The sequence below is a fragment of the Hahella sp. CCB-MM4 genome, from assembly GCF_002260525.1.
GTDB lineage: Bacteria > Pseudomonadota > Gammaproteobacteria > Pseudomonadales > Oleiphilaceae > Hahella.
This window is the reverse complement of record NZ_MRYI01000001.1, coordinates 676652-702081: the sequence shown is the minus strand read 5'-3', so window position 1 is coordinate 702081 and position 25430 is coordinate 676652. Positions and strand designations below refer to the sequence as shown.

Annotated in this window: 22 protein-coding genes; 6 read left to right on the top strand and 16 right to left on the bottom strand. The window is 52.5% G+C overall.

The genetic code is table 11. The annotated features are described in order from the left end of the window. Positions 1 to 119 precede the first annotated feature (119 nt). A complete protein-coding gene (locus BTA51_RS03110; RefSeq protein WP_141215518.1) occupies positions 120 to 773 on the top strand; it encodes a GntR family transcriptional regulator in 654 nt (217 codons plus the stop codon). Between the two features lie 43 nt (positions 774 to 816). Here the strand turns inward: BTA51_RS03110 and BTA51_RS03105 are convergent, their stop codons facing one another. From BTA51_RS03105 to BTA51_RS29860, 12 genes are all read right to left on the bottom strand, one after another. Then, positions 817 to 1944 (bottom strand): mandelate racemase/muconate lactonizing enzyme family protein, encoded by a 1128-nt coding sequence (locus tag BTA51_RS03105; RefSeq protein WP_094705917.1) that lies wholly within the window; start codon positions 1942 to 1944, stop codon positions 817 to 819. Between the two features lie 129 nt (positions 1945 to 2073). Further along, complete coding sequence (locus BTA51_RS03100; protein WP_094705916.1) at positions 2074 to 3192, bottom strand: mandelate racemase/muconate lactonizing enzyme family protein; 1119 nt, start codon at positions 3190 to 3192, stop codon at positions 2074 to 2076. Between the two features lie 74 nt (positions 3193 to 3266). Beyond that, a complete protein-coding gene (locus BTA51_RS03095) occupies positions 3267 to 4847 on the bottom strand; it encodes a BCCT family transporter (protein ID WP_094705915.1) in 1581 nt (526 codons plus the stop codon). A 509-nt stretch (positions 4848 to 5356) separates the two neighbouring features. Next, positions 5357 to 6445 carry a YHYH protein gene (locus BTA51_RS03090; protein WP_094705914.1) on the bottom strand — a complete coding sequence of 363 codons (1089 nt, stop codon included), beginning with the start codon at positions 6443 to 6445 and terminating at the stop codon, positions 5357 to 5359. Positions 6446 to 6719: 274 nt separating this feature from the next. Further along, on the bottom strand, positions 6720 to 7286 hold the full coding sequence (locus tag BTA51_RS03085; protein WP_094705913.1) for an alkylphosphonate utilization protein: 567 nt from the start codon (positions 7284 to 7286) through the stop codon (positions 6720 to 6722). Between the two features lie 196 nt (positions 7287 to 7482). Beyond that, positions 7483 to 8277, bottom strand: coding sequence for a heme ABC transporter ATP-binding protein (locus BTA51_RS03080; protein ID WP_094705912.1), 795 nt, complete (start codon positions 8275 to 8277; stop codon positions 7483 to 7485). Further along, positions 8270 to 9310 (bottom strand): iron ABC transporter permease, encoded by a 1041-nt coding sequence (locus tag BTA51_RS03075; RefSeq protein WP_094705911.1) that lies wholly within the window; start codon positions 9308 to 9310, stop codon positions 8270 to 8272. The genes BTA51_RS03080 and BTA51_RS03075 overlap by 8 nt, the downstream gene beginning before the upstream one ends. Then, positions 9310 to 10194: a hemin ABC transporter substrate-binding protein gene (locus BTA51_RS03070; protein WP_094705910.1), complete on the bottom strand. Its 885-nt coding sequence runs from the start codon at positions 10192 to 10194 to the stop codon at positions 9310 to 9312. Before BTA51_RS03070 ends, BTA51_RS03075 begins: the two co-directional genes overlap by 1 nt. Next, entirely contained in the window at positions 10188 to 11270 is a 1083-nt protein-coding gene (locus BTA51_RS03065) for a hemin-degrading factor (RefSeq protein WP_094705909.1), read from the bottom strand. The genes BTA51_RS03070 and BTA51_RS03065 overlap by 7 nt, the downstream gene beginning before the upstream one ends. Positions 11271 to 11285: 15 nt before the next feature. Further along, positions 11286 to 12518 (bottom strand): HmuY family protein, encoded by a 1233-nt coding sequence (locus tag BTA51_RS03060; RefSeq protein ID WP_246840898.1) that lies wholly within the window; start codon positions 12516 to 12518, stop codon positions 11286 to 11288. 42 nt (positions 12519 to 12560) lie between these two features. Then, positions 12561 to 14549: a TonB-dependent siderophore receptor gene (locus tag BTA51_RS03055; RefSeq protein ID WP_246840897.1), complete on the bottom strand. Its 1989-nt coding sequence runs from the start codon at positions 14547 to 14549 to the stop codon at positions 12561 to 12563. Between the two features lie 341 nt (positions 14550 to 14890). Beyond that, entirely contained in the window at positions 14891 to 15124 is a 234-nt protein-coding gene (locus tag BTA51_RS29860; RefSeq protein WP_141215516.1) for a hypothetical protein, read from the bottom strand. 247 nt (positions 15125 to 15371) lie between these two features. Here BTA51_RS29860 and BTA51_RS30105 point away from each other — a divergent pair, with 247 nt between their 5' ends. The 5 genes from BTA51_RS30105 to BTA51_RS03030 all read left to right on the top strand — a co-directional run bounded on the left by BTA51_RS30105 (position 15372) and on the right by BTA51_RS03030 (position 18906). Then, positions 15372 to 15584, top strand: coding sequence for a hypothetical protein (locus BTA51_RS30105; protein WP_168188028.1), 213 nt, complete (start codon positions 15372 to 15374; stop codon positions 15582 to 15584). A gap of 210 nt (positions 15585 to 15794) precedes the next feature. Further along, entirely contained in the window at positions 15795 to 16343 is a 549-nt protein-coding gene (locus BTA51_RS03045; protein ID WP_094705907.1) for an iron transporter, read from the top strand. Positions 16344 to 16348: 5 nt separating this feature from the next. Continuing rightward, positions 16349 to 16678 (top strand): cupredoxin domain-containing protein, encoded by a 330-nt coding sequence (locus BTA51_RS03040; RefSeq protein WP_094705906.1) that lies wholly within the window; start codon positions 16349 to 16351, stop codon positions 16676 to 16678. A 9-nt stretch (positions 16679 to 16687) separates the two neighbouring features. Then, the gene (locus BTA51_RS03035; protein WP_094705905.1) at positions 16688 to 17500 is read left to right on the top strand and encodes an FTR1 family protein; all 813 of its coding nucleotides are present in this window, start codon (positions 16688 to 16690) and stop codon (positions 17498 to 17500) included. Continuing rightward, a complete protein-coding gene (locus tag BTA51_RS03030; protein WP_094705904.1) occupies positions 17497 to 18906 on the top strand; it encodes a 4Fe-4S binding protein in 1410 nt (469 codons plus the stop codon). The genes BTA51_RS03035 and BTA51_RS03030 overlap by 4 nt, the downstream gene beginning before the upstream one ends. A gap of 24 nt (positions 18907 to 18930) precedes the next feature. Here the strand turns inward: BTA51_RS03030 and BTA51_RS03025 are convergent, their stop codons facing one another. From BTA51_RS03025 to BTA51_RS03010, 4 genes are all read right to left on the bottom strand, one after another. After that, on the bottom strand, positions 18931 to 22560 hold the full coding sequence (locus BTA51_RS03025) for an ATP-binding protein (protein WP_094705903.1): 3630 nt from the start codon (positions 22558 to 22560) through the stop codon (positions 18931 to 18933). Positions 22561 to 22765: 205 nt separating this feature from the next. Next, the gene (locus BTA51_RS03020) at positions 22766 to 23512 is read right to left on the bottom strand and encodes a 2OG-Fe(II) oxygenase (RefSeq protein ID WP_094705902.1); all 747 of its coding nucleotides are present in this window, start codon (positions 23510 to 23512) and stop codon (positions 22766 to 22768) included. Beyond that, a complete protein-coding gene (gene ada / locus BTA51_RS03015) occupies positions 23509 to 24615 on the bottom strand; it encodes a bifunctional DNA-binding transcriptional regulator/O6-methylguanine-DNA methyltransferase Ada (RefSeq protein ID WP_094705901.1) in 1107 nt (368 codons plus the stop codon). The genes BTA51_RS03020 and ada overlap by 4 nt, the downstream gene beginning before the upstream one ends. Before the next feature lie 140 nt (positions 24616 to 24755). Beyond that, positions 24756 to 25430 (bottom strand): DUF4194 domain-containing protein, encoded by a 675-nt coding sequence (locus BTA51_RS03010; RefSeq protein ID WP_094705900.1) that lies wholly within the window; start codon positions 25428 to 25430, stop codon positions 24756 to 24758.

Below are 25430 nucleotides of genomic sequence, written 5' to 3'. Positions count from 1 at the left end.
GAAAAGGGATTGAGCTAATCACTCACCAGCATTCCCATGTCGGTATCCAAAGTGTTCAAGCTCTTTGCATTTTGGTACGATTGTTGGCCAATCTACAATTTTCCAGGTGTTACCTCCGCGTGAAAAAATCAGAACTCATCAGTAAACGAAGCCTTGAAGACCAAGCCGCGGATTTGATCCGTGAGGCCATAATCAATGGTGAACTAACACCCGGTATGCGCTTGGTCGAAATGACATTGGCCAAGGAATATGGCCTGTCTCGGGGGACTATCCGGATCGTGTTGCATCAACTTGGTGCGGAAGGCTTGGTCACTCAGGTTCCCTATGCGGGCTGGTCTGTGGCGGAGATGGATGATCAGGATTTATGGGAGTTGTACACTCTGAGGGCAACACTGGAAGGTCTGGCAGCTCGGCTGGCGGCTGAAAGAATTACCCAGGAGGGTACCGCAGAGTTAAAGGCTTCCTATCAAGAGTTGCTGGAGCTTTGTGAGGGAGACGACCTTAATGCCATCACACGGGCGGATCTGGACTTACATAAGACGATTATTTCGTTGTCCAATCACAAGCGCCTGGCCCAGCAATATCGAATGATTGAAAATCAATTCTTAAGCTACATTGCGGCGGCAAATCGTACCTTTGATCCTCACCAGGTCGGGCGTACTCATGAGGCGTTGGTGGCTGCAATCTGCGCAGGTGATGGAACGCAGGCGGAAGCAGAAGCCATTAAAAATATTACGGGCTTTGAAGAGCTGAAAGGCGTTACGGAGGAGTAGCTCCACTATCTTCACAGAGCTTTTCTCATTAGCAGATGCTAATTCAAATTCTAAACCGCCGTATAGTTTCTTCGTTAACTACTATTCCCAGTCCCGGACCTGTTGGAACTGAAATCATACCGTCATTATCGATCTGCGGTCCATTTTCCGCTAGTTGCCAACGAAGTGGGGAGGAGGATGTCGAGAATTCAGCGTATTCGGCTTGGGGTTGGATGGCCAGAAAATGCAAATTGGCGGCTAGAGTAAGGTCGGTATTCCAGCCATGGGGAATGAGACGACTTCCCGATTCCTCTGCCATGGCAGCAATTTCTTTCAGAGCAGTGAAGCCTCCCACCCAACTGATATCCGGTTGCGCGATATCAATTTTGGCTTCCCTGAAATAGGGAAGCCATTCATCTGGTGCGGTCAATCCGGTATCTCCAGCGCCAATCGGAATTCCGGATGACTTTATTTCGATGAATTGCTCAATCCGATCAAGAGGAAAAGGTGCTTCCAGCCATTGAACGCGGCAGTGACGTAGTACCGGTATTAGTGGCTCAAGTTGTCCGCAATGGGAAAAGCTTGCGGTCGCATCCAGCATCAGTTCAAGCTTGTCTCCCACGTATTCTCGTGCGGTAAGCAATAGCTTTTCTGCCAGTGCGGGTTCATCCCGCCAGAAAGGATCGATCGCCAGTTTTAGTGCTTTGACCGGATAACGTAGTGCCTTCTCCAGAGCTTCCTGTAACTCCCCAACTGACCTTCCTAAAGGGTATACCGTGGTATAAGCGGGAAGGCGATTGTGTATCGGGACTCCAAGTAGCTCGGCCACGGGTTTGCCTTCCAATTTGCCGAGGAGATCCCACAGTGCGATGTCGACTCCACTAATGGCGTGCATCACCACACCACGCTGACCACAGTAGCTGGTGTGGTGATACATTTTCTGCCAAAGGCGACTGATATTGGTGGGATCTTCACCAACCAGGATGGATTTCAATCCCATTAAGGTGTTGATGCGAGGTGGTGCTTCCACAATGGCTTTAATGACTGACGGCAGACTGTCGACTTCAGCAATACCACTGATACCTGCATCGGTATGAAGCCGTATAAGACAGCCGTTATTAGTCGGATCGAGATCCAGCTTGCGCTTGTCAGGTACCCGGAGTTCAATAACCTCAATATCGGTGATTTTCATTCTCTATCCACCATTCACCGTTCATCGTTCGCCGCTCACCGCTCACCGCTCACCGCTCACCGCTCACCGCTCACCGCTCACCGCTCACCGCTCACCGCTCACCGCTCACCATTCACTAGCCACTAGCCACTAGCCACCGATCTGATATTGCCATAGCGTATGCTTTTGTACTTGCTTCCAGTCTATTTCTATTCCCAGTCCCGGTTTGGAAGGTGCGTGAACAAATCCGTTATCAGTGCGAATCGGAGTCGAGCAACAGGACTCATGACTTGTATAAGGCACTGGCTGTTCGAAGTACATGGCGTTCGGTATGGAAAGCATCAAATGGAGGTTGGCGGCCTGGGTGGGTGTGTAACCCCAGGATTGCAGTTCTAACGGTAATCCGTGGGCATGTGCCAATGAGGCAATAGTCCGTGCGGCAGTGAATCCACCTGCATAGGTGACATCCGTACGCAGAGCATCCCAGGCGTTCAGCTCGATACCCGGCTGCATTTGCCCCGGGGTCAACAACGTATTTCCTGCGGGCAGTATTGGCACTGTCGTTCCCCGGCGTAGTTCTGCGTAGCCGCTCAGATCCGTATCCGGTAGTGGCGCCTCAAGCCAGATGCAGTTCATGCTCTCCAACCGTTTAGCGATTGCCCGGGCTTCCCGCCGACAGTAGCGTTCTTCCAGATCAACCATAAACGCCAGCTCCATGCCAAACTCCCGGTCAATGGCATCAAGCAATGCGAGGTCTTTTTCAAGGTCGCACCAAACATGGAATTTGACGGTGTTGAAACCCTCCCTCTGTAATTGGCGCACAAAGTCCACATAGTCGGCAGGGCTATCCAGCAGCGGGGTACTGGCGTAGGAAGCGATGCGGCTTCTGCTTCCGCCAAGCAGACGGTATAGCGGAAGATTCACGGACTTTGCTTTCAGGTCCCACAGAGCAATGTCTATGACGGATTGAGGCTTCGGCGTCATACTGTTGTAGCGGCTCATCATCTGTTGCCAGATCACATCCGAGTTCCAGGGATTCTGCCCTGTGAGCTCTGGTAATAATGATTTCAGCGCCGCCCCTACTGCTTCATCAAAACAGTGCTCGGAGTAGGTCGTGATACCGGCAACACCTTCCAGGCCGCACTGGGTGGTAATCTTCAGTAGCGTCAGTGTCTCATAGACTTCACTCATATCAGCGGCCAACCGGTATCGGGTGACATCCGGACCGACGACAAACAGCTCAGCGCTTTCTATCACTAGATCTTTCATTATTTTGGTCCATATGAAATTGTCGGAAAGTTGTTCGCCGGAATCATTGATGGATGCTTCCGGCGAAACGATATTTACAGGCTGGCAACGACGGCAGGTTCTGCGTTGGAATCACTCTCTTCATTAAGTCGAGAAGGGTGATAGACGGGCACGCCACTTTTTTCGTCCTGACGTAACCAGCGCACCAGGGAAATTGCCATGAATGCGGTGATAAACAACTGGGGAAGTGCCAGGGTAATTGCCGCGGTTTGAAGGGCTTTGAGGCCGCCGACAAACATCAGGCTTAGTGGTAGTGCTGCCAGAGCAAAGGCCCAGAACAACCGTTGCCAGCGGGCGGGATGCTCATCTTCCTTGAGTTCGACAGTTGCAACGGCAGCCATGGTGTAGGCGGCAGAGTCGAACTGGGTGGCCAGGAAAATCAGCGCCAGAATACAGAATAACGGCAGCACAATTGAGGACAAGGGGAGGGAGTTGATCACCGCGATAATCGCCGTTGGGGCATCCTGCTCATTGAGCAATGTGGTGACAGACAAGATGTCGTTCAATTCCAGGTGCATGGCATAGTTACCCAGTGCTCCAAAGTAGGCCCAGCATCCGATGCTGCCGAAAACCAGCATTCCGGTAACCACTTGCCTGATCGTCCGGCCGCGGGAAATTTTGGCGACAAACAAGCCCATAAACGGACCATAGGCAATCCACCATGCCCAATAGAAAATGGTCCAACCTTCAGGAAAGCCTGAATTGGTGACGGGATCGGTCCAGAAGTTCATGTGAATAAAGTTCTGGAACATGAGGCCGATGCTGTTGGTGGTCGTTTTAAGAATAAACAGGGTTGGACCGGCAATGACAATGAAGACGAGCAGGGCAATGGCCAGCCAGACATTAATGTCACTGAGGACTTTGATGCCTTTTTTCAGTCCTGAATAAGCGCTGATGGCAAATATCGCCGTACACAGCAACATGACGAAAATGCTCAGGCCAAAAGAGTTCTCGATTCCAAAAAATTCACTAAACCCGGCAGCTACCATCGGGGTGCCCAATCCAAGGCTGGTGCCAACACCGCCCAGCAAGCCGAACATGAAAAGGATGTCGATAACCTTGCCCAATGGTCCGTGTACGTACTTACCCAACACGCCTTCGCAGGCAGCACTGAGTTTCAGTTCCGGCTGTTTCCTTACATGGTAGAGATAGGCCAGGGGGATCGCCGGTACGCCATAAAATGCCCAGGCCGTGATACCCCAGTGAAACATTCCATAAGTGGCTGCCCATTCTGCGGCCATGTCGGAATTGGGAGTTATCCCCATTGGGGGGGCTTGTAAATAGTAGGCCCATTCAATGGTGCCCCAATATAAAATGCCTGATCCGATACCCGCACAAAATAGCATTCCCGCCCAACTGAATGCGGAGAATTCGGGAGCATCATCAGGGCTTCCCAGCTTTACCTGTCCGAATCGGCTCATCGCAAGCCACAACAGTAACCCGACGGCGGCAATGCCACCCCAAAGATAGAGAATTCCGAACTGCGAGGTCATAACCCCAAAGGCAGCATTGATAAAGTCATTGGCCTGCTCTTGCATGACCAGGAGGGGAACACAGATACCGAGTAAGACCACTAAAGTGGCGCTAAAGGTCGGCCAGTCAGTACGAACACCCATCGTATATACCTCTTTTTGTTTTAGTGGGTAGTGGACTTCAAGGGTTGCCTTTCAGTCCTTCTGGCAGCTGGTGTGACAGCGTCAGTTGAATCGATCCTATCACCAAGATTGTAGATTGTCCATCAATCAGCAATTAAGAGGATTGCCACTAGCATCGATGGCGAAGGTGAGAAAAAGCCAACGACTTGTTTAACTGATTGATTGTGTGAAGCATTTCATTGTGTGGAGTTCTAGCGATTTGAGGAGCTAAAGATGTGAAGGGCTAAAGATCTGAAGGGCTAAAGATGTAAGCAGGGGGAGCGCGGTTGCACAGTCTTCTTCATTTTCGGGAAACAAAGGGAAGAGAACCTGAGGAACGTCGTTCCATCAGGCTTTGTCCAGGACCGGCATGGTGGAGCCGAGATAATAGAGTATTACAGCTAATAGATTGCTATTCGGCGGTGAGGCAATCAAAGCTACGCATAGAGGCCTAACTGTGTATGTCGGCGAAGCTGTATATAGAGACGAAGCTATGGATACAGAGGTGGTGGATGTCCTGGTCTTTGTCCATCAGGGCCACCTTCGGGACGTCCGCCGCCAGGCGGGTGACCATGCATGCGTTGTTGTTCTCTTCCCTGGAAAGATGAATCCACTTTCCCCCGGAAGCAATTATTGACCCAGGGAAAGCTATTGGTGATGTAGTAGCCGTATTGTCCATCAACGGTCATTCCATTACATTCGTCCAGGTCTCCCGTACCGGCCACATATTCATAGTCGCCACGAAACTGTCCGTCGTAGTTGTTTGTGGCGATGTTGCCGATGCCCGCTCTTGGCGTGCTGTAACCACTGACTGCCTGGCGTGGGCCACCGTTATTTTTAAGCTTGTAGCTGGGCTGGGCTTCGCGAATCTCTCCGGTTGCAGAGTCCTTGATGCAGCTACCATAAATCGGATATCCGTCTGCTGCATAGCCGATAACGGGAGAGGCTGCATCAGTATTTTCACAATGGGTTCTGAACATGGCCAGAGGGTTCCCATGATAGTGATACTTTCCATTTGGCTGAGTATGGGCGTTATGTTCGTCTGTCCCAAAATCATTTAACGGTGACATGGGGTCATATCGCCATGGGTGATCGGCAGACCGATGATCACAGCCTATCTTTTCCCGGCCCAGGGGCTCTCGGCCTGTGTCATAACATGCAGCAGCCAATAGATCGATCACCACACCGTTCAGCAAAACGGCTTCTGATGTGCCCAAAGCCAAGGGGGACGGCTTGTAGGCCGGCGTTGGATTAATCGGGAATCGGAACGAGAGATTTTGCTCGCTGACATTGGTGGCGAAATGGGCGCTATGATCATTGAAGTCGTGATTGGGGATGTCATTGGAGCGGACATAGCAAAAACGGCTGTCTGATGTGATGACAATGTCACCGGTGAAGTCTTTGGCGCGTTTAATATCTGTGACATTGGCATAGTAACTGCCGACATAGTGGTCACAACGGGCAACTCGATCAGTAAATATCGCATCCGTGATATCCACATGTTCTCCGCCATGTGAGCTGGCGACCGTGGGGAAGGTGGCTGCGATGATCAATAATCCGCTTGAAATAGAAGTCTTCATGATGCCCTTTCAATTCATTTGTTTTTTCTTATTGCACCACACAAATATGGAAGGAATATGGACAGAGAGGCCATTGCCTGCTGAGCAAATCCATTTTTATCAGTATAGACAGTGAAAAATGCGGACGGGGAATACTTGGGCTGGTGCCTGTCAGGATCCTGAACAGAGAAATAAACTGGAACAGACAGCAGAAAAGGGGCAGCGGGATGAATCTGCCGCCCCTTACATTGGGGAATAACGTTGGAAAGCTATCAGGATTTCTTCACGTATTGGGTCAGGACTTCTTCACGTATTGGGTCAGGATAACAATCCGTGTACCGTTGACGCGGCCTTCAATATGTTCAGGGTTGTCAGTCAGGGAGATTCCCTTGACCACGGTGCCCCGTTTGGCCACAAAGCTGGTCCCTTTTACATCCAGATCTTTGACGATGGTGACACTGTCGCCAGCCTGTAGAATGTTTCCGTGACAGTCTTTGTGCACAATTTGGTCTTCAGATTCAGACTGAATACCGGCTTCAGCCCATGCCTTCATGTCATCTTCCAGATAAAGCATATCCAGTAGATCCTGAGCCCAGGGCTCTGAGCTGAGCTGCTTAAGCAGGCGATAGGCCATTACCTGGACCGCCGGTACTTCGCTCCACATGCTGCTGGTGAGGCAATGCCAGTGGTTGGTATCCAGTTCTCCGCTGGAAACCTGGTCGTTACAGACGCCGCAGATCATGATTTCAATGTCCGTGCGATCGCCAGACGCTGTAAGGCTATAAACACCCAGAGACTGGTCAGAGCCGCATAGTTCGCATTGGCCGTTGCAGCGCGCATTCAATTCAGCTTCTGTTGTCATATCGGGCCTCCCGTGTAAAAGGGGGGCATTATCATCTTCTTTGTCCGACAAGAAAAGGGGGTGGTATAAGAAATGTACGCTTGATGAAGGGAATAAGGTGCCTCTCAGGACGAGACCCGCCCATTTCTCCATAGTATCGGCCATTTCTCCATAGTACCGACCATTACTCCATAGTAACGGCCATTGCGGCAACGTTTTAGTCGCCCACAACCGCAAGAGGCTTATGGGTAACAGGGTGTTGCAGAATATGGCTGCTCACCTCGTAAATATCTTTTAGCAGTGATGCGTTGATCAATTGCTCGGAAGGGCCTTCGGCGGCAATGCTTCCATGTTTCATGATCACCAGCCGGTCGCTGTACAGGGCTGCCAGTTGCAAGTCATGAATGACGCAGCAGATACCGATGCCCGCCGACGCAAGCTCCCGCAAATAGCGGAGAACATAGACCTGATACTTTAAATCCAGTGCCGAAGTGGGTTCATCCAGGAACAGAAATTGAGATTCCTCCTGGCAACCGGTCCAGAGCTGAACCAGAGCCCTGGCGATGTGAACCCGCTGCTGCTCACCTCCGGACAGCTCAAGGAACATACGATCGGACAGATGCTCCACCTGCATATCGATTAAGGCTTTGGTCGCCAGGATGCGCTGGTCTTTCATGGACATGGTGGACTTTCTGCTCTGGTTTTGCAGCTGAATGCCCATCAGGACCACTTCCAGTGTTGAAAATGGAAAGCTCATATGAACGGATTGCGACACCACGGCACGGCGCAGGCTGAGTTGTGACAGGGGAATGAGCTGAATGGGCTGCCCGTTGACCAGGATTTCCCCCTGATCAGGCACTATCTGACCGGACAGAGATCTCAACAGGGTGGTTTTTCCGGCCCCGTTGGGGCCAAGCAACATGACGATTTCACCGGGGTTGACTGAGAAATCCACATGGTGGAGCAGACGTTGTCTGCTCCGGAGTACGCTGATGTTTAGTGCTTCAATCATATTTCATCCCTGAATGAGGTTGCATTAACAGCCAGAGGAAAAAAGGCCCGCCGACGAGGCTGGTGACGATTCCTACCGGCATTTCCGAAGGAATAACCAAGGTCCTGGCAAGAGTATCTGCCAGTACCATGAGGCTGGCTCCCAATAGGGCCGATGCCGGTATCAACATGCGATGATCCGCCCGCCACAGGAGCCTGATCAGGTGGGGAACCACCAGGCCGACAAATCCGATGATGCCGGAGACTGCCACGGCGGCACCGACCAGCAGAGCGGATAGTATGATGACTCTGGTTTTCAGCACTTCCGTATCGGTTCCCAGAAATCGGGCTTCATTCTCTCCCAATAACAATCGATTGAGGGCTTCAGACTGGCGCCAGAGCAGGATGCCGGCCGGTATGGAAATGGTGGCAACCACCAGCACCGCAGGCCACAACGCCCCGCCGAAGCTGCCCAGCATCCAGAAATTCAGGGTGCGCATCTGCTGGTCGTTGCTGAGAAAAGTCATCAATCCTACACCGGCCATGGCCAAAGCATTGATGGCCACGCCAGCCAGGATTAAATGCCCGACGCTGGTCGTTGCCCCGATCCTGCCGACCTTGAATATGACCACGCAGGTCGTTATTCCTCCCACAAATGCGGATAGACTGAGGGCGTACAGACCGAAATATCCCGTACTCCACGGCAAGAATACGATCGTGATACCCACGGCAAGAGCCGCGCCGCCTGAAATACCGATCAAGCCAGGATCTGCCAGTGGGTTTCGAAACAGGCCCTGCAGAGCTGCCCCGCTCATTGCCAGACCAGCGCCGACCAAGGCTGCCAGGAGCACCCTGGGTACTCGGATGTGCCACAAAATCAAACCGTCCTGACTCGGTGATGTCCAATCTTCCAAAAAGCTCCAGGACAGCAACTGCCCCCAGGAAACGGAATAAGCCCCCTGGGCGATGGCAGCCACAAAGGTGATCAGCAGTAATGTAAGCAGAATCATCCAAACCTGGTAGGGGTTAAATCGGGACAGGACTGTCGTGGACATCAGCGTATCCAGTGTTGTCGGAGTTGTTCAGCTGCAGTGACGGTTCTTGGACCGAACCCCAGCAATAACAAGCTGTCCATGGCGACCACTCTTTTTTGCTGTCCGGCGGGTGTCAGTGCCAGTCCGGGAACTTTCAGCATTGAGTCCACACCACCCACTTGCTGAAGGCCCAGGACGGTTGTCAGAATCAGGTCCGGCCTTGCCTGCACAACGGATTCTGGGGTCATTGGCTTGTAACCTTCTACACCTGTCAGTGCATTTTCTGCCCCTGCCAGTTCGATAATATGATCAGCCGCTGTGTTTGAACCCGCGATCATGGGGGCTCCGCCGGTATGTTGCAGCACAAACAGAATGCGTGTGGAGTTTCCCTGCTCTTTGATATGTTGCTGTAAAACGAGTTCCTGTTTCTGGATGTCTTCGACCAACTGGCTTGCCCTTGAAGCTGCCCCCAACAAAGTACCCAACTGTTCGATATTCCGGTAAACATCGGTTAACGATTGGGGGGAGGAAAGGGTGATCCACTCAACCCCTGCCGTGCGGACCTGCTCGATAACCGAGCGAGGTCCTGCTTCTTCAGTGGCAATGATTATCCTGGGGTTGAGAGAAAGGATCCCTTCTGCCGACAACGCCCTCTGATAACCAACTTTGGGAAGCATTTCCGCTGCCTCGGGAAAATAGCTGGTGGTATCGCTGGCGATCAGTTTTTCCTCCAGACCCAGGGCATATATGGTTTCAGTGATGGCTCCGCCGATGGATATGATCCGGTCGGGAGAATCGGCGAACGGCCTGCCGGATTCTGAAGCCTCCGCATGGACTGCCTGAGAGACAGGCAGCATGAAAAGTGTCCATAGCAGGAGCCTTAAGCTGTGGTGCTTGTTTAACATGAAGCACGCTCCGAGCCCGTTACATCGAGGGATGCGAGCAGGCTCCTCCAGGACGCAAGTTCTTCTTGTCCCGGTTTGCGTTCACCAAAGAGGGTCAGTATCAGCTCGCGGTCTTCATTGAAACACTCCAATGATGATACGACACCATCGGCAGTGGGGCGGCGGACAATCCAGCAACTGTCTATCTCCTCCGTATTCAGGTGAAGGTTGAAATCAGGATCGAGAACATTGAACCAGGGACCCTTCCGCAACAGCCGGTGAACTGATCCGGTATGAATTTGAACAATACCGCCGTTACCGACAAATACCATGATCGACAGTTGTTGTTCCGCGGCTTGGCTTATTGCCTCCTCGACAGTGTGTACCGGTACTTTCAGGGCATAGTCATCACCCACCAGCGTCAGAGCTTCCAGGCGATCGATACCAAGCTTGTTGAGCATCGCGTTAAAGTGATGCACATCTTTAAGAGATGACCACGGGGTACGAAGCTGTTCTGTGGTGACCTGTCCGGCACCCGGGTAGGTCGGCGGTACTTTGGATTCAGGAGAGAATTTCGGTGCATTCTGCGCGCGAAATTGCTCAATCCAGTTCTGCCAGGCGTCCATGTCGGTATTATCTGTGGCGTAGACTTTGTGAATGGCTTCACCTTCACCGTCGAAAAACTGGATGCTGTGGCGGCATCCGCTGTCATCGCCATTTTTCTTAGGCTTGTCCTTTACTGCAACCGCCACTCGCCAGTGCTTGAAAAAGGTACGCAGATCGATCTCGCCCAAACACAGACCCATGGCGCCGTTACCTGAAACCTTAAAATCGGTATAGACCCCGTGACGTTCGTGAACCACCTGATCGTTACGGGTCAGAGCCATCACCCGTCCGACGGATTGCAGGGCAATCAGCATGTCACCAAAATCTGCTTTCAGTGGTGTTATCTGGTGTTCCAGGCCGGTCAACAACAACTCAAGTTCGCATACTCCCAGTTGTCTGGCGGCGTTGCGGATTCTTAGCCGGGGTTGTTCCTTACGCAGCTCGGACCAAGCTGCTTTGAGGTTTGCCGGCTGTTCCAATACTGTACTCATGAGGCCTCTCCCGGTTTACTCTTCAATTGCCATAAAACGGATGTTGGGGTGGCCGCTTACGCCGGTATCCGAGTAATAGTTGGTGATTTGCAGTTTGTATTTGGCGGCGGCATCGTCATTGGCGTCGGTATCGATCACATAGACCCGGTAGTTGGGCCAGATCTTGTGTTGTCCGGACAGGTCGTAGGCATACCAGGTATTGTTCTCGAATACACCAGCGCTGGTATCAGTACCATAGTAGGCTGTTATATCCCGTCCGCCGGAGGCAATAGGGGCGGTGGCGTTATTGTATTTGGTATCGTCAAACAGCTCAGTAAAGGCATATGGATCTCCCAGCGCGCCACCATTCCCGCTTCCGGACACTCCGCTGTTGGTCCACAGGGTCCAGTTGCGGCCGTCAATTTCTATCTTGAGATCCCAGGAGTCCTGAGTTTCGCAATCCACCGTCGCATCAGCGTCAAAGTCGAAGCAGGCAGTGCCACCGCTGACCGGAACGGTTGCATTGAATGTGGCACTACTCGTGAAGCTGTTTGCAGCTGCGCTCTGGACGTCGAATTCAAAGGTTACGTCGAGATTCCCTCCCGGAACGTAACTCAGGGCTGAGGCATAAAAGCGTGCGTAGCTGTTGCCGGTGTTGGAACGGAGCAGCCAGGCATTCCGGGTGTTCACACTAATGCTGTGGGTGGTCATGTTGTAGGTAAACCAACCCATGTCCAACGTCATGCCACTCAAGGTCCCCGGTATGGCAATGGCGCTGCTTTGGGCATCGGAAGAGAATGTCAGACCGCCGATATTTACACCGGCCAACAGATGCTCTTCTTCAGAGTTTGGTGTAGCGTTCAAAAAGACGTTGGCATTTGGGTCACCACCAGCCGTATAGAAATCATTCTGGGATACCGCCAGAGCGCCCTCAACGTGACCCGGCCCGGAAGACCCTCCGTTCATCTTGATCGACAGACGCCGGAATGCGATATGCCAGGCATTGGAGGTCTCCGCCTGAGCGTCGGTCAGTGCCACCACCTTGCCGGTATCGAGATTGAAGTAGGTATAGGTATCGTTGGCGCTGGCGTCGATGATGACGGAGCTATAAGGCTCGTTTTCATTACCATTGTTCGTCTCATCGTTCGCCAAAGGCGAATTTCCGCTGGAGCACCCCACCATGAGTATGGCCCCGGCCAGTGAAAGCGTCGGCAGGAGATGTCCGGTGGAGGTCGGATTCATTGGAAAGCGCAGGTTTCTATCAGCCATGATAATCAGCCTTCTGTTAGTCATTTGAGTTCATTTTGTTGTTTAGCCCTCGACACGTAGTCCGAGGTAGAAGAAACGACCTTCCTCCGGCCTTTTGTCCCTGTCGGCCTGGGAGAAATCGCGTTGGGTATCGGTCACATTGTCGATGCCACCAAATACGGTAAATGTGCCGTAAACCGGCTGGCTCAGTTTGATATCCAGCGTTGACCAGTCCGGAGATTCCAGACTATTGGTTTCATCGGTGTACTCTTCACTCTGGTATACCCCGTTGAGCAGCAACTCTGTCAGCCATTCGGGGTGTTGATACTTGATCCCGGCCTTGATCTGATGTCTCGGCCGGTTGGGTAGGGTGAGACCTGTGCGTTTGTCTTCACTTTCCAGAAAGGTGTAACCACCATTGATACGCCACTGAGGATTCAGAGGATAAGCCGCTGACAGTTCCACTCCGCGGGTTTCGGCTTCGGCGATATTGATATAGCTGTAGATGGCGACATTATCAGAGTCTGTATGGCTGAAAGCTGTCTCGATCAGATCGGTAATGTCGTTGTAGAAGAAATTGATATCCACATAAGCGCCTTTTCCGTTATTCGCGCCAAAACCCAGTTGCAGACTATTGGATGACTCCGGTTCCAGGTCTGAATTTCCCTGAACCATGTAGCCGATCTGGCTGTGATCGAAAATGTAGTAGCGTTCCTTCAGATTGGGGACCCGATAACCCCGGCCCACACCGGCGCGGGTAAACAGGTTCCAGCTTCCGGCTTTCGTGATTTCCTGGCGCAGATTAAGTTTGGGAGCCACATAATTGCCAAAGCCGCTATCGTGCTGCCAGCGAATGCCGGGTATCACTTCGAGTTTGTCTGTGAGGAAAAGGTCGTCCTGGATAAACCACTCTATGCTTTGACGATCAGTTCCGGGGTCCACCTCTGCAACACCTTCCTTGAACTGCTCGAGGGATTCATAGAAGTATTCCAGGCCACTGGTAAGAAAATGTTCTTCCCACACCAGATTGGACCACTCCAATGTCGTACGACGAGTTTCAAACTCCGCGGAGCGGTGATCCTCTTTATCAGCGGTTGAGACAATATCCTGATAGGTATCGTTTTCAAAACTCTCGCGGAACAGACTGCCTTTCCACTGGCCGCTGTTGCTGTCCACATTAAATCGACCGCCCAGTCTTATCCGGTCAGCATCCTCATCCTTGATTTTGGGAATGATTTTGCCACCGGTGTTGGCGATGGTCTGACTGTTGAGGTCTTCCTTGTACAAGTCTGCATAGATCTCATAACGCTGGGTCTCTGTGGGAGTCCACCCTAAACGTCCGCCTGCGGAATATCTTTCTCCTTCAGCCCCCTCCGTTGTCCAGGTACCGGGGGTTGCATCGAATCCTTCACTGGTTCTCACATCCAGATTCAATACGCTGTACCACTGTGAAGTGCCGGAGCTGATACGACCATTCAATCTGCCGGCGGCAAATTTGGCGGCCGCTCCGTCAGGATTGTCTTCCCCGTAGCTGCTGCCTTCTGCCAATGCTTCGTAATGCACTCCCTGATCCGCAGGCCGGGTAATAATGTTAATGACTCCACCCATCGCGGAACTACCGTAAAGTGCAGAGGTTGCCCCCTTGACGACCTCAATGCGCTCGATGTCCAGGCTACTGATCTGAGTGACATCGACGCTGGAGCCGGTGCTGGCCGCGACCGGCTCGCCGTCGATCAATACCTTGACCCGGTTGCTGTCCAACCCTTGCAGCCAGACTTCATAGCCACTTTTCCCATGAATACGTTTGAGCATCAGTCCGGGAATATCTTCCAGGGCTTCTTTCACGTCTCTGGCATGGTTAGCTTTGATGTCCTCGCGCGTAACGACTTCCGTTTTCACCGGTGAGTCAGATAGCAGCTTTTCTGACTTTGTACCGGTGACGACTACCGGGTTCATATCTACTGCATTAGCAGGGGATACGGTCTCTGCTAACAGAACTGGACTGGCCGACAGAACTAGAGAGAACTGCAGCAAGGAAATTTGCTTCTTCACGGAATCACTCAGAAAATTCAAATCAGTAAATGAGAATCGTTATCATTAAACGAATATTAATAAAGGAAGTCAATAATCATTCGCAAATGAGAATTTATGTTATTTATAAGAGCTTTGTTATTTAGAAGATTGGTGACATGTTGGGGCTGGTGTTATGAAGAGTTGGTGATATGAGGAAAAGCAGGGAGTGATGATAAAAACGTCGTAGGCGATGAGAAGTATTCGATGGAAGCCACTTAATGAGAGGTGGGGGTAAGAGGTTCTGGAGGAATAGAGGTAATGGGGAGGAGATATATTGGGGAGTATAGATGATGGGGAGTATAGATAATGGAGGAGACGTGTCAGGTACCGGTGTAGCAGAGATTGATTGCTCGCCATTGCATCAGCAGTTTGTGGTAACTGCAAACATCCTGGTAAGGATCCTGATTGTCCGGGTGCCTGAGAATGGACTCAATGAGGAGGACGATCTGCTGAGCGGTTGTTGCGCTGTGATGGCGCAAATAGCTACGCAGCTGAAAGCTGAGTTGCAGCTTTAGAAGCTCGATCGAATGATGGGGAACCGAGTGATGAGGCATGAGCACTCCTCTGCGCCGACAAATCGCTGTTGAACATTTGAGAATAATTATCATTGGCATCTATGGGTGTCAAGATCGAATATGGCGTCTTTATGAGTTAGATCAGGAAATGTAAAAATTTGAATTTAATTGTTGCAAATGAGAATCGTTATCAATAAGATCTGTTCTGCATCGTCCCTGATACTAATTTCATACCCGTGCGAGAAGGTATTACCTACGTAAGAGGGACGACTGACGAAATTCAAGGATGAACGCCGGGCAGGGAAGCCTCTCTTCATTCGCCCAAGTTGAAAGTGCAAAGGAAATGAACATGAAATACAGGATGGAGCCGACAATGGGTAGCAATAGTTCTAATTCAGATTCTGAATTTCCAGCCTGGTACAAAAATATCAGGCCCGGCTTACCAGAGATAGCTGTGAGTGCGGTTGTGCTGGTGTTTTTGGCACTTGCCGCGATGTGAGTCGCTACAAAGTCGGATTCTTTTCTACCCTTTCAACGTAAGGGGCTTTCCACCTGCTGACTCAATTAATGATGTTGACTTCTTGAAACTGGAAGTCAAATTTTCCACCCGTGATCTGTCAAAAGGTCAGCTTTTGACTTAAGTCAATTCCATAAGAATGCAAATAAGTATGATTCTCATTAATTTGAAGTTGATGAGAGAGACCGTTACATGCATTCTGCTTTTTCTTTGTTCCGTTATGGTGTGATCCCGGCGATAGCCCTGGTGACTGCGGGTTCTGTGCAAGCACTGGAATACCCTATTGGCGAGCCTCAGGAGGTCAGTGGGCTGGAAATCGCAGCGGTGTATCTGCAACCGGTCGTTATGGAGCCTGCCATGGGGTTGCCGGCCAAAGAAGCGGACATTCACCTGGAAGCAGATATCCAGGCCCTGGAGGACAATCCCAATGGTTTGGTGGTCGGTAGTTGGGTGCCTTATCTGGGGATCGAGTTTGAGCTGACCAAACAAGGGGATGACACCCCTATCAAAGGCGAATTCCATCCAATGGTCGCCAGTGATGGCCCGCACTATGGCTCCAACATCAAGCTGAATGGGCCGGGAAAATACCATCTTACGTTCCTGATCACCCCCCCGACCACCCATGGGATGAGCTTCATGCGTCATATCGATCGTGAGACCGGTGTGGCGGAATGGTTTGCTCCGTTCAAGGTTGAATATGATTTTGTCTATGCCGGCATCGGCAAGAAAGGAGGCTACTGATCATCATGCCGAAAAGCCTGGTTATCTATGTCCTGCTGTTGCTTGGTGTCGCTTTCCGGGCAGGGGCCGCGTTACCAGAAATAGAACTTGAGTTGCAGGATGGAAAGTTGATTCCGGATCGATTGGAAATTCCTGCACGGACCCGGGTCAAAATTATTCTGCGTAACACGGGGCAATCTGCCGCTGAGTTCGAAAGCCTGCGTTTGCGACAGGAAAAGGTTCTGGGGCCGGGCGTGACGTCGTTTGTGGTGATCAATCCGCTGAAGCCCGGGGAATATGAATTCTTCGATGAGTTCCATTTACCAGACGCCAAGGGCGTGATCGTCGTCAAGTAGGAGTCTATTGTGGAGCAGGCTATTTTTATCGTCTGGCGTGAAAGTGTTGAAGCATTGCTGGTGATCGGCATCCTCTACGCCTGGCTGAGTCACCATCAGCGCAGTGGTCTGCGCTACCTGTACCTTGGCGTGGTTGCCGGAATCGCACTGGCGGCAGTATTGGGAATGACGTTGCTTGGGTTACAGCAACTGGTTGACGGTCTTTGGCAGGAGCTGTTCGGCGTCGGCATGTTGTTTGTTGCTGCCGCGCTGATTGTTCATATGGTGTTCTGGATGCGCCGTTACGGTGGCGGTCTGGGAAAACAGCTACAGGACCAGGCGCTGGCAGCGGGGGATGGCTGGGCTCTGGCGATGCTGGCTTGTCTGGCGATTGGTCGTGAAGGCTCGGAGACCGTTATATTCCTATATGGCATGAGTCAGGTACAAAGCAGTATGGGTGACTGGCTGCAGTTTCTGACAGCTATCGGAGCAGGAATCGGTTTGGCGGTGATCACGTGGGCATTGCTGCAACAGGGAACACGTCTTTCCTGGAAGCTGTTTTTCCGCTTTAGCGAGATCATGCTGCTTTTGCTGGCGGGTGCTCTGGTCATCGGAGGCACTGACCGGTTGATCGGGCTCGGGCTGATTCCGGCCGGTATCGACCCTGTCTGGGATACGTCTTCGTTCATTGACGACACTAGTCGAATGGGGGGCATTCTCGCGGCGCTTACCGGATACCGGGCCTATCCTGCATTGACGACTGTTGCCGCCTTTGTTGGTTACTGGATGTTTACCTTGTGGCGATTGAGAGCGGTAAGCCCAGCAGGGCAGAATCGCGCATGACCGCCGAACGCATCATGGCCACCTGCCTGGAAGATGAGCCTCCCAGGTCGTTTATCGAGCGAGCGGGAATATGGTTACGTGACCATCGCTCTGTGATCCAGAAAATTCAATGGGCGGTGGTGTTGCTTTACGCGGCTCTGGTTATCGTGCCCGCCTTCCTTCCTCTTCCTGCCTACTATGCCCATATCTGGGACAACCTGACGCTGTTTGCCCAGTTTTTGTTTTGGGGAATCTGGTGGCCGTTTGTTCTGATCAGCATGGTGTTGTTCGGCAGAGTTTGGTGCGGAGTATTTTGTCCTGAGGGCTCCCTGAGCGAATGGGCCAGCCGCCATGGGCAGGGACGGAGCATTCCCCGCTGGATGCGTTGGCCGGGCTGGCCTTTGGTGGCATTTATCATGACCACGGTATACGGGCAGATGATCAGTGTATACCAGTATCCCAAGGCAGCCCTGCTGATACTGGGAGGCTCCACCCTGGCAGCGATTGTGGTGGGGTTCCTGTTTGGCCGGAATCAGAAGGTCTGGTGCCGCTACCTTTGCCCGGTGAGTGGCGTATTCTCGCTGCTGGCGAAGTTATCCCCAGTGCATTTTGTCGCAGATTCCGGTCAATGGGCACGTTACCGGCAGCAGCATCAACGGCTGCCAAAGGTTCAATGCCCAACCTTCCTGCCACTAAAGCAGTTGGATAGTGCCAGTCCCTGCCATATGTGCGGACGTTGTGCCGACCACCGGAGTGCTATTCAACTCAAGGTGCGTCCTCCCGGCTCTGAAATTTCCAGTGGGGCCACTGAGGCAACCCATTGGGATTTTCTGTTGGTGGTGTTTGGTCTGTTAGGTGTGGCGGTGGGGGCTTTTCACTGGAGTGCCAGTCCCTGGTTTGTCACATTGAAGCAATCTCTGGCTATGGCGTTAATCGAGAATGATTGGATCTGGCCACTGGAAACCCATGCCCCCTGGTGGTTGTTAACCAATTATCCTGATCAGAATGATGCCTTTAATCTGCTCGATGGCGCGGCGTTATTGATCTATATCGCGGCAACCACCTTGGTTTCCGGCGGCGTGTTGAGTCTGTGCCTGGGGTTGGCAAACCGGGTGATAGGAAGATGGTCGTTCCAACGTTTATATCATTTGAGTCTTGGCCTGATCCCGCTGGCAGGTGCCGGAGTATTTCTCGGCTTGTCCGCTTTAACCGTCACCTTGTTGCGTGCGGAGCAACTACCACTGTTTTGGGTGCAGGATGTGCGCGGATTGATATTGGTCGGAGCTGGTGGCTGGAGTCTGTGGCTGGGCTGGAGGATGCTCGGCAACCATGTCAGTGGGTTGCCCAGAGCGACCGCGATGCTGGGATACGCGGTCACGGTCGCCTGGTCGATGCTTGTATGGTGGTGCCTGTTCTTTTACTGGTGAGGGAGTTCAGGATCTGTTAGCAGATCAATTGAACTCCTCCATAAAATCCAGGTTGAACTGATGGCGGACCATGTTTCTGTGGCTGGCCCAGAGCTCAGCGATCTTCTCCTGATTGCATTTCTGCCGATCCACCAGAACACGGGTTTTCAGCTCACCTACTGGCTGTGTGGTGGGGCACTTACTGAACACGAACTGGTTGCTGATCAGATCCATAAAAGGACCGGATTTACTGGTCGGCATGATGAAGATCAGCTGTAACCCCAGCGTCTTGGTAAGGTAATTGATGACTTCACGGGAACGGGTTTCATCCATTTTCGAGAATGCCTCATCAACCAGCACCATACGCAGATGGTTGTCACCCTCCCCAAAGCGGAAAGCCGAGGTAATCGCCGCCGAGCGAATAATGTAGGCCGGTGTTTCCAGCTGACCGCCACTTCCGGTTCCGTATTGCGATAATGGAATCCGCTGTTTGCCTTCGGGTTCTTTGTAGATTTCGTAGTTACGGTAATTTCGATAGTCCGAAATCCGCTCCAGTTCCCGCATGGCTTTTTGTTCGTCATCAGAGAGCAGCATGCCCATCATCCGGTCGCGAACCTTGCTGGCTTTTTTGCTGAGTTCCGCATCAAACAGGGTGGAGCTTTCTCCCAGATTGGGCAGGCTGATGACTTCTTTAAAGAAATCCCAGTATTCCTTGAACTCCGGTACCCAGGTCCAATCGAAGCTGAAGGACTCCCGGTCGGCCCCGAAACGGTGATGCTCCAGTTCCCGGTTCATATCCTCCAGGATCTTTTTACCGTCGTTGATGGCTTGGTAAATGGCATGGCACAGGTGAGTGACGAAGGTATTGTTGAAGGTGGCCTTCAACACCGTCAGCTTCTCTTGCTTCTCCACCAGGATGTTGTTCTTCAGGCGGTTACGGATCATCTCGGCTTCGCGGCAGACTTCACAGATCCGGGTGAAGAAATCCCGGTTATGCAGATGGTTGTAGTCCGGCATGTAGGCGATCTGATCACCAAGCTGACTGCTCTGGTTATGTTCAATGAGCTTGGATTCAAACTGGCGGGCCAGGGATTCGATATTGCTTTGCGACTCCTGAAGTTCCAGATGGAGCTGGTCGCTGCGGATACTCTCCGCCTGGTCATCTGCCTGCTGCAGGCGTTGCTCGAAATCGAAGTCAGGCCACAAAGAAACCAGGGAGCGCAGGTTATCTTCTTTCTCATCCTGGGCTGACTCTGATGTATCCTTGGCATCGCTGAGTCGCTGGCATTCGACTTCAATCTGCTTAAGCTCCGCCAGCAGGCCGCCTTCACGTTTGATCAGGCCTTCTGTTTTTTGCCGCAGGGCTTTGTCCTGGGCTTTGAGGTCAGACAGTTCCTCTTCCAGTTTCTCAAAATCACTGAGATCCAGTTGAGACAGACGCTCCTCCGCTTCACGGAGTTCCCGGTGCAGACCGAGCATGGCCTTGAGGCGATCCGCATAGGTGAGCGGCTTAATCTGATCTATGGCCGCCAGCAACTGTTGAAGATGGCGATAATAATCCGCTGCCTGCTGATGTTCCTGGCGAATCTGTTCCAGCTCCCGCTGCTTGGCTTCCAAAGCCCTTTCCCGTGCTTCCTGGCCGAATACCAGTTCACTGTCGTCAAGGTCGCAACGGAACATACTGTAGGCGCCGGAGCCCAGGCCATTCGCGGTAATACCGCGACGGGTCATGCGTAACTCTTCTTCCGATTTGACTCTGACCACATTGCCGTAGCTGGCGGTCAGGAAATATTTGGCAGTGGCATGAGTGAATTCCATCACATTGATGACGGATGCCTGGTCCAGCTTCATCCTTTCACAGTCCCGGCGGGCCTTCTCACCCTGAATAACGCGGGCACCGTTACCGCCTTTCATATTGCGGACGATTCGAATGGCTTCTGCTTCCCAGTCCGGGTCCACAATAATGGAGTAGCGGGCACCCCCGATATATCCTTCGATGGCTTTCTGCCAGTTGGAATCTTTAACTTCAACAAAGTCACACAGGACACAGGCGTCTGCCTGTGGGCACTCCCGTCGGATGGCTTCCAGGGCCATTTTTACCTGATAGGGATAGGTGACCTGACGTGTTTCCAGGCTGTCGATTTCCGCCTGCTTTTGCAGCCTTTGCTGTTCAAGCTTCTGATTCAGGCTTTCCCGCCGGTGCAGCATTCTGCCCACCTGATCCCGCAGGCTGGTGCCGTCAGCGCGCAGGTCTCCATCGTGCCAGTAGCGCTGCCACTGGTTGGCCTTCTGCTGGATTTGGTAAGCCTGATCCAGATGGTTTTCCAGTGGTGCAATATCCACCCAGTCTTTGCCGAGCAGTGTTGCCAGATCAATCTTGCCCGACTGCCGCATCTGTACAAACTGCTGGGCGTGAAGCTGAAGCTCCCGCTGTCCCAGCGCCGGCAGCTCATTGAGTACCTTGAGGTCTCTCAGCAATGCCTGAATCTGGGCAGTGGCGTCGAAAGCCTTGTCCAGTTGATGATTTTGTTCCAAGAGTTGTGGAGCCTGCTCGTGCAACTGCCGGTTGTGCTGGCTGATGAGTTTTTCCAACTCGTCTTTTTGCTGCAGAGGCTGATGGCCCATGCGTGACGCGGTCAGTTCCAGAAGGCGTGATTCTACTTGTTGGTGACGCCCTTCCAGGGTCGCACGTTCATCCAGATTGGATTGCTTCTCGTCTTCCAGTTCCTTTTGTCGCTTTTTCGCCCCAAGGTAGGCTTGCTGGTCAGACAGATACTGGTGCCGGGCCATAATGTATTGCCAGACATTCAGATCGATCCAGGAATGGATGTAACTTTGTCCATAGGCATTCGCGTCCGACAGTATCTGGATCGCATTCTTAAGCCGGTTGGCTTCACTCTCCATGCCGTGGATGGTTTTCAGCAGATCAGACACCGAACGAATCGCTTCGCCCAAATCCTTTTTCTCCAGGATCTCATTGGCCACAAAATCGTTGATGCTCTTGACCGGTTTGTAAGCCATAAAGCGGGAGAACGCTTTGGCCGCATTGAGGGCCTCGCGCTCAGAGAGTTCGCCGGGTTTGCCTCGAACGATGGCATACAAGCGCTTCAGATAAGCCTTTTTGGTGTCGTACTGCTCGACATCATGGTTTTTTCGCAGACGGGAGATAATTTTTTCCAGCGGCACGACATGGGTGTGACCCTGTTCATTTTCCACCAGGAAGTCACTGAGGTTCAGTTCAGCATTCGGCACGATCAGGAAGTTCAGCTCCATCTGGCGGGCAACCGCTTGATGACCGGCCTTGTCCAGCTGGGCTCTGGTACAGATCACGGCGGTAAAAGGCGCTGCCGTTTCACCCTGGGTCGGGTGAAAGCACACGGCGATATATCCGTCGGTAACACCCAGACGCGCGTAACTGCCGTCATCACACCCCAGAACATAGGACGCCAGTGTCCTGACCTGCTTGCCGCCGCGGCCCCGCTGGGTGGTCTCATCCTGTCCGGGGTTATAGGTAAACAGATAGTCGTGGGCTGCCGTCAGGGCGGTTTGTATGGCATCCGCGGCGGTGGTTTTACCGGAGCCGTTTCCTCCTGAAAGCAGATTGACCGGGCCAAATTCAAATTCGGTGTTAGGAATGTTGCCCCAGTTCACGAGGATAGATTTTTTAAGAAACATAGAGACCGTTCATAGAGTATTGATAAGTCACGGGAGCGTGATCAGATACGGGATTGCAGGAATTCGGACAGAGTCGAAATTTCATCGCGCTATTGTAGTCGTAATGACGGGTGTGACCAAGAGGTGATTGGTTTCCGCTTTTTTGTTTAAGTGACAAATTGTGCGTCTGCAATCACCGGTATGGATGATCAAGGTTCAGTCGGGCCTAGCTCGCATCATGGAATATGATGCCCATGGCATACCGATTCCCTGATCTCAGGCGACTTACTCCGTGTCGCATGTTCACTTTATAAACTCCTCTGGTTCCCTGTACAGGCCTGTGATGTACCGCAAACACCACGGCATCTCCCTGATTGAGCGAAACGACTTCCGGCCTGGATTGCATTCGGGGGCGTTGCTCGGTCATGACGAACTCGCCGCCGGTAAAATCTCTACCCGGTTGGGATAGTTGCACTGCCACCTGCAGGGGAAAAACATGGCTTCCATACAGATCCTGATGCAGGCAGTTATAGTCTCCGGCCTGATATTTCAGTAGCAATGGCGTTGGGCGACACTGACCGACGTTGTGGCATTCGGCCAGGAAGTCATCCAACTGCTCCGGATAACGGGATTCCACTCCCATGGTTTGGTTCCAGCGATTGGCGATCGGGACCAATTTTGGATACAGGCCTGCGCGCAGTTGATCTACCACCGAGGGCAGGGGATATGAAAAATACTGATACTCGCCCAAACCAAAGCTGTAGCGCTGCATGACAATTCTGCTGCGAAACAGCTGTTCCTGGGCATAGAGTTCCTGAAGCTGCCGACAGAGATCTGAATTGAGCAGGTTTTCAAGGACGCTGTAGCCCTGACGGTCTAATTCTGTGGAAACCCGTTGCCAATCGATCTCTGCCACTGTGGTTAGCAGATCGGTGGCTTCAGTGCGTGGCAGCGATTCGACTTCAGCACTCATAATGCTGTGCTCCCTTCGCTTTCCTTATCCAGAAGTGCCTGTTTGCGCTCGACTCCCCAGCGGTATCCGGACAGTGCCCCGTCATTCCGAACAACCCGATGGCATGGAATGGCGACCGCCAGTGTGTTGGCCGCACAGGCCTTAGCGACGGCGCGGGCCGACTTCGGTGAACCAATGCGATTGGCGATCTCAGCATAGCTGGCGGTTTCACCAACCGGGATCGACTGGAGTGCCTGCCAGACTCTTTTCTGGAAAGCGGTCCCTCGAATATCCAGAGGCAGGTTCAGGCCGATGCCCGGAGCCTCAATAAAGCCGACCACTTTGGCGATGATGCCTTCGAAAGCTTCGTCTCCTCCCACAAGGTTGGCCTTGGGAAATTGGTCCTGCAGCTCCCGGGTTAACCTGTCCGGATCGTCGCCGATAAGAATGGCGCATACACCCTGGCCGCTTTGGGCTACCAGAATGGACCCCAGACTGCACTCACCCACGGCAAAATGAATATTGGCCTGGTCTCCCCCACGGCGATAGTTTCCCGGTGACATGCCCAGAATATTCTCGGAACGCTCGTAGAAACGGCTGTTGGCATTGTAGCCGGCGGCATAGATGGCATCGGTAATCGAGTCGCCCTGATGAATATTTTCCCGCACCCGTTTTTCCCGCTGCGCCAGGGCGTAGGCCTTCGGGGTCAGGCCTGTCATTTTTCTGAACAGGCGATGAAAATGATATTTGCTCATGCCCACTTGCTCAGCGAGTTCTTCCAACGTTGGGATAGTCTCTGCAGTCTCCAGCAAGCGACAGGCATGGGTGATTTTGCCGGCCTGTTGTTCGGTGATGGATTTTGTTGCCGGGTGGCAGCGTTTGCAGGGGACGAAGCCTGCCATCTCAGCCTCTTCTATAGAGTCAAAGAAACGAACATTTTCCAGTTTGGGCAGCCGGGATGGACAGGTGGGGCGGCAATAAACACCGGTCGTGATCACCGCATAGAGAAAGGTTCCTTCTGCTGCCGGGTCACGGTTCTGCACCGCAATCCAGCGGCTGTCCTGTTCTGTGAGCTGCTCTTTTGGTTGGAGGTGGGAGGTTGGTTTTGTCATCGCCAGGTTCATGATGATTCCCTACTGTTATTGCATGGTACATCAAACATAAACAGTAGGGGGAAAGAGGGCTCTCCGAACCTTGCTTTTAAATTCTAAAAAGCCAGACCCGACGTCTGGCTTGAATAGTCAGCTGAATGAGTTCTGTGGTGCTAGGCTATATCGGAATTCGCGGGCTCTTCTGTGATGTCGTCCGGCTCTTCTCCACGCAGAACGGCCAAGGCTTCGTCGCTGACAAAATTGACGATTTGCGGACGAATCCGGATCCAGCCTTCGCCGGCATCCAGGTTATCTTCCTGGTTATACTGAATCAGGCGTAATTGGCGAATGCGTTTGAGCAGATTGCGGCGTTCAGTCAGGTTCTCCGGCAGACTGCGTTGCAGCAGGTTCTTCATGGCGATCGCCAAAGCCTCAAAGCTGAGAGTCACTGCGCCGTCATCATCCACCTGACCTTCTCGCAGAGCTTTGTCATATTGGCTGCGCAATACCAGTACCAAAGCCACTTCCTGCTGATTGAGTCGAGCCCTGAGGCCGCTGTTGAACGGCTGATTCACCTCATCGCCCAGCCCTGGCACTTCGGCCCCGGGTGGGTAGGCGCGGACATAATGGAACTGGCGGTCATGCAGCACCCGGATTGCCATGATGCTGAGAAAATCGTCCACCAACGTGTCGATGCGCAGGTAGCGGTCGTATAGCCCCTGTTCCACCTGACTTTCATCCCGGCAGATGATGCTGTAATCCAGTAGTCGCAATACCAGTTCGGTAAATTCGCTGAGTTGCAGACCGCGACGGTCCAGTTCCTGTTCGAGCGTTTGGCTGATAATCAT